This is a genomic window from Flavobacterium sp. (genome assembly GCF_023151265.1).
GTDB lineage: Bacteria > Bacteroidota > Bacteroidia > Flavobacteriales > Flavobacteriaceae > Flavobacterium.
On record NZ_JAKLJH010000121.1, the window covers coordinates 1 to 8,080 of the forward strand.

Here is an 8,080-nt window from a genome sequence, read left to right on the forward strand (position 1 = left end):
GGGTTACGATAGTTTTCATTCCAAAGACCAAGATTTATCTAAAGCCAATATTATTATTCGACACTTTAACGAATTGAATTTTGAGAAAGTTCGTGATTTGAACTAAATCATTTCTCTGTCTTGAAACGTCTGTTTTTCGACTATTCTTTTGCTATCTTTTTTTACGGATTCGTCTTTTCGCATTGACCAAAAGAAATCACTGGAAAACTTTCTTGCTTCCTCTAAATTCACAATAGGATTTGGATAATCTCTTCCAATTTCAAAATCATACAACATTTGTTCTATTGGAGTTAATTTCCAAGGTTCGTGGATGAATTCTGCCGGAATATTAGCTAATTCTGGAACCCATTTTTTTATAAAATTTCCATCTTCATCATGTTCGTACGAATTTTTAACTGGATTGTAAACACGAAGCGTATTGATTCCCGTAACGCCAGCTTGCATCTGAATTTGCGGATAGTGAATTCCAGGTTCAAAATCTAAAAATTGTTGGGCCAAATGCGGACTACAATTTTGCCAAGGTTGGAACAAATGATGCGTATAAAACGATACCACCAAAGCACGCATTCTAAAATTCAAATAACCAGTCGTATTCAAACAACGCATACAAGCATCAACTAACGGAACACCTGTTTTTCCAGTAATCCAAGCTTTGTGATATTTTTCGTTAACTCTTTGACTTAAATTGCGATAGCCTTTGTTTACCGCGATGAATTCCATCGAACATTCCATTTCAAATTTCTGAATGAAATGCGCTTGCCAACGCAAACGAGAAGCAAAATTAGAAATCTGACGCTTAAATTTTCCTTGCTGATGTAATTCCCAAGCTTTTGTATACACTTGTCGAATTGATAAATTTCCCCAAGCAATATAAGGTGATAAACGGCTACAACCTTTTCTGGCTAATTCAGGTTTTGAAATGTGACTACTGTAATTTTGTACCCGTTCTTCAAAAAATGATTTCATGTAACGTAAAGCTGTTGGAACACCACCTTTCTGAAAATTGGGATTGTGAACTGTTTGAATTGATGGAATTTCGAAATGATTTTCTAATTCTTCAATTTCAATGTATTTGACAAAACTTCTTGGTGTAGGTTGAAACGGAAGACAATCTTTATCCATAAAGTCATACCAATCTTCTTTCCACGTTTTTCTATTTTTTATACCACGAATAACCCCGTTAGTTATGTATTCATTCCAAATAACTCCTTTATTTTTTAATAATTTCGCAACAGCCAAATCTCTATCAAAAGTCAATTTGATTCCAGTTTCTTGATGAGAATAAACGGCTCTGATGGAAATAAGTTTCGATAGTTTTTCAAAAACTGTTACCGCTTCACCTTGAACAATTAAGATTTGAGTGTGATATTTTAAAAGTTCTTTCTGTAAAGCTTCTAATGATTGTTTGATAAAATCAAAATGACGTTGACTATAATGATAATCTTTTACCAACGAAGGTTCGAAAATGTAAAGCAATAAAGTCTTCCCAGAAGTCGATAAGGCTTCATGTAAGGCTTCATGATCGTGCAAACGCAAATCTCTCTTGAACCAAACAATTTTCATTTTAATAGTTTTATAGTGTTTAGGGCAACGCTATTTTATCCAACGGCTTCTTTATAAACTTTAAGGCATTTTTCTCGTGCATCTTTGTGGTCTACGATTGGTTTTGGATAATATTGAGTTTCCAATTCAGGAACCCATTTTTTGATGTATTTTAAGTCTTTATCGAACTTCTTGATTTGTTCTGTTGGGTTGAAAATTCGGAAATAAGGAGCGGCATCCACTCCAGAACCTGCAGCCCACTGCCAATTTCCAACGTTACTCGCCATTTCGTAATCCAAAAGATTTTGTGCAAAATAAGCTTCGCCCCAACGCCAATCGATTAAGAGATGTTTACAAAGAAAACTTGCCACAATCATACGCACGCGATTGTGCATGTGACCGGTTGTGTTTAATTCACGCATTCCGGCATCAACAAAAGGATAACCCGTTTTTCCTTGACACCATTTTTGAAATAAATCTTCGTTGTTTTCCCAAATAATGGCATCATATTTTGGTCGGAAACTTGAATTTTTTGTGTGTGGAAAATGCCATAGAATTTGCATGAAAAATTCGCGCCAAATCAATTCGTTCCAAAAGGTTTCGTTCTTTTCAGCGATAGCTTTTTCTATCATTTTTCGAATTGAAACCGCACCAAATCTGAGATAAATTCCCAAATAAGATGTTTTGTTTAAAGCAGGGAAATTTCGCGTAGCTTCGTAATTCTGAATTAAACTTTCCGAAACATCAAAAGGTGTAACTTTAATTTCAGATTTTTCAAAACCTATGTCGGTCAACGATAAAAAAGGGTAGGAGTGCTGCGCTATTTTATCCAATTTATCTTCCGAAGGATAATGAACTAATTTAATTTTTCTAAAATTTTCTTTCCATTTTTTAGAATATGGTGTGTAAACTACATAAGGTGTTCCATCATCTTTAACCACTTCGCTTTTTTCAAAAATCACTTGATCTTTAGAAGTTAAAAACGAAATTCCGTTACTTACAAAAAGTTGATTCATTTCCTTATCACGTTTGCGAGCGTAAGGTTCATAATCATGATTGGTGTAAACCGATGAAATTGTATTTTCAGAAATTAATTTTTCGAAAATTTCAATTGGTTTGCCATGAAAAACTGCTAATGATTTTCCGTACTTCTTCAATTCCGATTGAATCTTTTCTAATTGTTCATGAATAAAGGTTACTCGCGCATCATTTTTTGGAAGTTGCGATAAAATAATTTCGTCAAAAATAAAAATAGGTAACACTTCTTCATCGCTATTCAAAGCATGAAAAAATCCAACGTTGTCATCTACTCTTAAATCGCGTCTAAACCAAAAGATGTTCATATTTTTTTTTGTTTCAGGTTTCAAGTTTCAAGTTTGATTTTTGAGTTTGAACTTGAAGTTGTTTTTTAATTTTTATCCGTTTACTAATAATGTTGACATTCCGCCATCAACGTGGAAAATTTGTCATGAAATCCAACTGCTTTTATAACTCAATAAAAAGGTTGCCATTTGTGCGCTGTCTTCTGGTTTTCCGAATCGTTTTAAGGGATGACGTTCTGCAGATTTTTCTTGTTTGGTTTCATTATTCAAGAATTTATCGGCTAATGGTGTGTCAGTTAATGATGGTGCAATTACATTTACTCTGATTTTCGGTGCATATTCTGCTGCCAATGCTTTAGCAAAACCTTCAATTGCTCCTTTTGAAGCGGCAACGCTAGTATGAAATGGCATTCCCATGGTTGCAGCAACACTGCTAAAAGCAACTATACTAGCTTGTTTCGATGCTGATAAATTAGGCAAAACCGATTGAATTACTTTTACCAAACTTATGAAATTAATTTGTAAATCGGTTTCAAAAGCTTCAGGTTTTAATCCTTTGAAAGGTCTTAAATTAATGCTTCCAGGACAATAAACTAAACCATCAATAACTGCAGGTAATTTTGATGTATCTAAAATATCAGATGAAGCATCAAATGGAATGTGTGTCACATTCAAACCTGATAAATTTTCATTGGTTCTGGAAGCGACAAAAACATTGTTTTCGTTTTGAATTTCTTGTGCTATGGCTAATCCTATTCCGTAGGAACCGCCTATTAATAGTATGTTTTTCATGATGTTATCCTTTAAATTCTCCGAACATTTCGATTAATTTTTTTCTTCGGTATTCGAAGATTTCGTCCAATTTCGGTTTTACTAAAATTGGGTGAACTAACTGTCCTAAAATTCCCATTGGAACTTTATAATCTACAATATCTTCCATTTCAACGCCACCAGGAATTTCTTTGATGAAATGTTTGTGATGCCAAAGCGCATAAGGACCAAAACGTTGTTCATCTACAAAATACTGTTTATCCACCACATGAGTAATTTCTGTAACCCATTTTGTAGGGATTCCTAAAACAGGAGTAACGATATATTGTATAATTTGTCCTGGAAACATGGGTCTATCGGCTCCAGAAAGAATTTTAAACCCCATGTAATTTGGTGTAATTTTCTGAAGATTTTTTGGATCAGATAACAAGTTCCATGCTTCATCTAAGCTTATCGGAAGATTTTGTTTGGTATGTAATCTATATATTTTCATATTATTTTTTTTGTAAAGATATAAATTTGTTTAATCTTTTTAATTGTTAATTAAACAAAAATTATTCATTTAAGTTTATATTAACATTTGATTCTAATACAATTTGTAAATTTGAAATTCAAAAACATAACCTATGAGAAAAATTATTGTAATGTTGGCTGTAGTATTAGCCAATTTCATGGTTGAGGCACAAGTAAAAACACCTCAATCGAGTCCGTTAGCAAAAGTTGAACAAGTTGTTGGACTTACAACCGTGCAAGCAGAATACTCTAGACCGAGTGCAAAAGGGAGAACTGTTTATGGGGATTTAGTTCCTTTTGGAAAAATGTGGAGAACTGGTGCAAATGCAAATACCACAATTTCTTTTAGTGAAGATGTAAAAGTAGCAGGTAAAGACCTTAAGAAAGGTAAGTATGCTTTATTTACAACTCCAAAAGCAGATAGTTGGGATGTAATTTTTTATACAGACACTAATAATTGGGGATTACCTGAAAATTGGGATGATTCAAAAGTGGCTTTGAAAGTTACAGTTAAACCAGAAACTTTAAACAAATCAATTGAATCATTTTCTATCTTTTTAAACAATTTAACAAATGATACAGGTGTAATTGAATTATCTTGGGAGAGAACAATGGTATCTATTCCATTTTCTGTTCCTACACAAGATATGGCAATGAAAAGTATTGAAAAAACGTTAGCAGGTCCATCTGCGGCAGATTATTTTTCTTCTGCACAATATTTTTATCAATCTAATGGCGATTTAAATAAAGCTTTAACTTGGGTAAATTCTGCTATCAGTAATTCACCAAAGGATAGAGACGTGCCTTTCTGGTATTTGAGATTAAAATCTTTAATCCAAGCTAAAATGGGAGATAAAAAAGGAGCTATTTCAACTGCAAAAGAATCATTAGCATTATCTGTGAAAGCAGGAAATGGTGATTATGAAAAAATGAACAAAGACAGCATTGCAGAATGGTCTAAATAATTCTTTAAAAATTAATTTAAATAAAAGTCCCAAATAACTTTGGGACTTTTATTTTGCTATATGTCTGATTTACTGAATGCTTTTTGAAGAAAATAAGACATGCTAATTGTTAGTAACGCTCCAATAAAATTCAGCCATAAATAACTAACAACATCTAAGTAAAAGATGTAAAAAATAGTTAGTTGACTAATGCAAGCCCCAATAAAAGCAGCTTTTCCTTTGATATATTTGATATAAAATCCAATTAAGAAAATGCCTAAAACAGTTCCGTAGAAAATCGAACCGATGATGTTAACTAGCTGGATTAAATTTTCAAATAAAGAACTTATACAAGCAAATCCAATCGCTACAATTCCCCAAAATACCGTGAAGTATTGAGTAGCTAACACATAATGTTTGTCTGATTTATTGCTAACATTTCTTTTGTAAATATCAATAGCAGATGTAGCACCAAGAGAGTTTAATCCAGATGCGCTAGATGACATAGCTGCGCTGAAAATTACGGCTAACAATAATCCTAAAAGGCCTTTTGGTAAGTAATTTAAAATGAAATATAAAAAAACATAATCCTTATCATTGGTTTCGGTTTTTCCATCAGCTTTTTTAATCACATCTTTTGCGTCTTCTCGTAAATCTTTCTCTTTTAAGGAAAGTGTGACCATTTGTTTTTTCAAGATTGGATTATCAAATTCGTTGTGCTTTAATTGTTCAATATAAATTTGATTTACAATCTTTTTATCCGTGTTGATTTGGGATAGTTTTTGTTCCAAATTTTCATAATCGACTTTATATTCCGAAGCTTTTACTTTTTCAACATTCGTTGGGTTAAAATGCAATGGAGCATCATTAAATTGAAAGAAAACAAACACTAAAACTCCTGTCAAAAGAATAAAAAACTGCATCGGAACTTTCAATAAACCATTCATTATTAATCCCATTTGGCTTTCTTTTACTGATTTTCCTGATAAGTAGCGACCTACTTGAGATTGATCGGTTCCAAAATAGGAAAGCATTAAGAAAAAACCTCCTGTAATTCCGCTCCAAAAAGTATATCGTGTTTCTGGATTATAGGAGAAATCTAAAATATCCATTTTTCCATTGGCTCCAGCAATATGTAATACATTTGAAAAATCAACTTCTTGAGGTAAATTCGCTAAAATGTAAAAGAAAATGATAAACATTCCCGACATAATTACGAACATTTGTTGTTTTTGGGTAACGTTTACGGCTTTTGTTCCGCCAGTTACGGTGTAAACAATTACCAAAATTCCAATGATAATGTTCAACATATTCAAATTCCAACCCAAAAGTGCTGATAAAATGATAGAAGGAGCATAAATTGTAATTCCAGTTCCTAATCCTCTTTGAATCAAGAATAAGATAGCGGCTAAAGTTCGGGTTTGAACATTAAAACGTTGTTCTAAATATTCGTAAGCGGTATATACTTTTAATCGATGGTAAATTGGAATAAAAGTATATGCAATTACAATCATCGCTAATGGAAGACCAAAATAGAACTGCACAAACCCCATTCCGTCATGGTAAGCTTGTCCTGGTGTAGATAAAAAGGTAATTGCACTTGCTTGTGTAGCCATGACTGAAACACCAACCGTAAACCAAGGTGTTTCGTTGTTATCTAACAAATAGTCTTTTACATTGGCGCTTCCTTTGGTTTTCAAAGCACCATAAATCACGATAAAAAATAGGGTAGTGGATAATACAATCCAATCTAAAATTTCCATATTAGTTGTATATTTCCATTAGTAAATAGAAAATTAAAATATATATAGCATTCAGTATCAAAACGATGCTATAACTTTTTTTCCATTTTTGTTTTTGTTGTTTCATCGCAATTTTATTTGTCTAAAGCAATCATGTTTGCTAATAATCGGTAAGCGCCACTTACGCCTTCTGGTAATTCTCTAAAGAAACTTAAACCTGTGTAAATGTAATTTCCTTTACCGTATTTTGCAATTACTAAACCACCAGTTTTTGAAGATTCGCCTTCGTCATTAGAAGCTAAAATAGGAATAAATTCCGAACTCCATTTGTTTGGATAGTATAAACCTTGTTCTTGAACCCAGCCTTCAAAATCTTTTTCAGTAATTTTATTTGGTTGATTCAATACTTTATGATTTGGTGCTAAGAAAGTTACTTTTGCATTTTCATCAGTAACTCGATCTCTTGATAATTCTAAATTATATGGTGCTATCTCTTTAGTAACCAAATTATTAGTGGTGTTATATTGAATAATTAAATTACCTCCATTTTCTACATATTGAAACAAGATTTTATTCTTGTATTTTAATTCATCAACCACATTAAAAGCTCGAATTCCCAAAATTATGGCATCAAATTGTTGTAATTTTTCTATTGAAATTTCGCTCGGATTAATCGTTGAAACTTTAAATCCAAGATTCTCTAAATTCTTGTTTACTTCATCTCCAGCGCCCATAATGTAACCAATATTTTTGCCTTTAGTTGCAATGTCTAATTTTACTAATTTAGATTCAGAAGGTACTAAAATGGTTTGTTTTGGAATGTGTGGATACTGAATCGTAATTAATTTATCATCAAAAGTTTGATTTCCTATTTGAGCTTTTGCACTCAACTTTGTAGCAATTTCAGGTTTGGTTGGATACAGTGTGAACGTGAATTTTTTCTCTTCGTTTTTGGTAGTGATTTCAAACGGAATTTCTTTTGGATTTATTTTCCAATCATTCGGAATATTCAACGATAAAACCCCTTTTGCATTGGCTTTGTGTGCTTTTACAGAAACTGTAATTTCTTTGGCTTGTGTTCCGTTAAAAATAATTACCTCAGGTTCAATTTTAGTCGTAACATCTGGTAAAACGGTAAATGGAACATAAGTTTCTCCATCATCAGGATTATTGAATTTGTAGCAAATATTTTTTACGAATTCAATTGTTTTACCTTCAATTTCGATGGTGAAAACGACTGGAAAAT

6 protein-coding genes and 1 pseudogene are annotated in these 8,080 nt (G+C 32.4%); 1 reads left to right on the forward strand and 6 read right to left on the reverse strand.

Features of this window, described 5'->3' with window-relative positions; translation table 11 throughout:
• Window positions 1–102 precede the first annotated feature (102 nt).
• The 4 genes from L6Q46_RS10915 to L6Q46_RS10930 all read right to left on the reverse strand — a co-directional run bounded on the left by L6Q46_RS10915 (window position 103) and on the right by L6Q46_RS10930 (window position 4,128).
• Window positions 103–1,563 carry a deoxyribodipyrimidine photo-lyase gene (locus tag L6Q46_RS10915; protein WP_291284329.1) on the reverse strand — a complete coding sequence of 487 codons (1,461 nt, stop codon included), beginning with the start codon at window positions 1,561–1,563 and terminating at the stop codon, window positions 103–105.
• 35 nt (window positions 1,564–1,598) lie between these two features.
• The gene (locus L6Q46_RS10920; protein ID WP_291284330.1) at window positions 1,599–2,885 is read right to left on the reverse strand and encodes a deoxyribodipyrimidine photo-lyase; all 1,287 of its coding nucleotides are present in this window, start codon (window positions 2,883–2,885) and stop codon (window positions 1,599–1,601) included.
• 123 nt (window positions 2,886–3,008) lie between these two features.
• Window positions 3,009–3,656, reverse strand: a complete 648-nt coding sequence (locus tag L6Q46_RS10925) for an SDR family oxidoreductase (RefSeq protein WP_291284331.1) — start codon at window positions 3,654–3,656, stop codon at window positions 3,009–3,011.
• Between the two features lie 4 nt (window positions 3,657–3,660).
• Window positions 3,661–4,128, reverse strand: coding sequence for an SRPBCC family protein (locus L6Q46_RS10930; protein ID WP_291284332.1), 468 nt, complete (start codon window positions 4,126–4,128; stop codon window positions 3,661–3,663).
• Window positions 4,129–4,261: 133 nt separating this feature from the next.
• On the opposite strand from L6Q46_RS10930, the gene L6Q46_RS10935 reads away from it, so the two are divergent.
• On the forward strand, window positions 4,262–5,113 hold the full coding sequence (locus L6Q46_RS10935) for a DUF2911 domain-containing protein (protein ID WP_291284333.1): 852 nt from the start codon (window positions 4,262–4,264) through the stop codon (window positions 5,111–5,113).
• A 56-nt stretch (window positions 5,114–5,169) separates the two neighbouring features.
• Here L6Q46_RS10935 and L6Q46_RS10940 read toward each other — a convergent pair whose 3' ends face one another.
• Both L6Q46_RS10940 and L6Q46_RS10945 read right to left on the reverse strand, forming a co-directional pair.
• Window positions 5,170–6,855 carry a sodium:solute symporter gene (locus L6Q46_RS10940; RefSeq protein WP_291284334.1) on the reverse strand — a complete coding sequence of 562 codons (1,686 nt, stop codon included), beginning with the start codon at window positions 6,853–6,855 and terminating at the stop codon, window positions 5,170–5,172.
• Between the two features lie 113 nt (window positions 6,856–6,968).
• Window positions 6,969–8,080, reverse strand: a pseudogene (locus L6Q46_RS10945) (LmbE family protein); the annotation flags it as partial.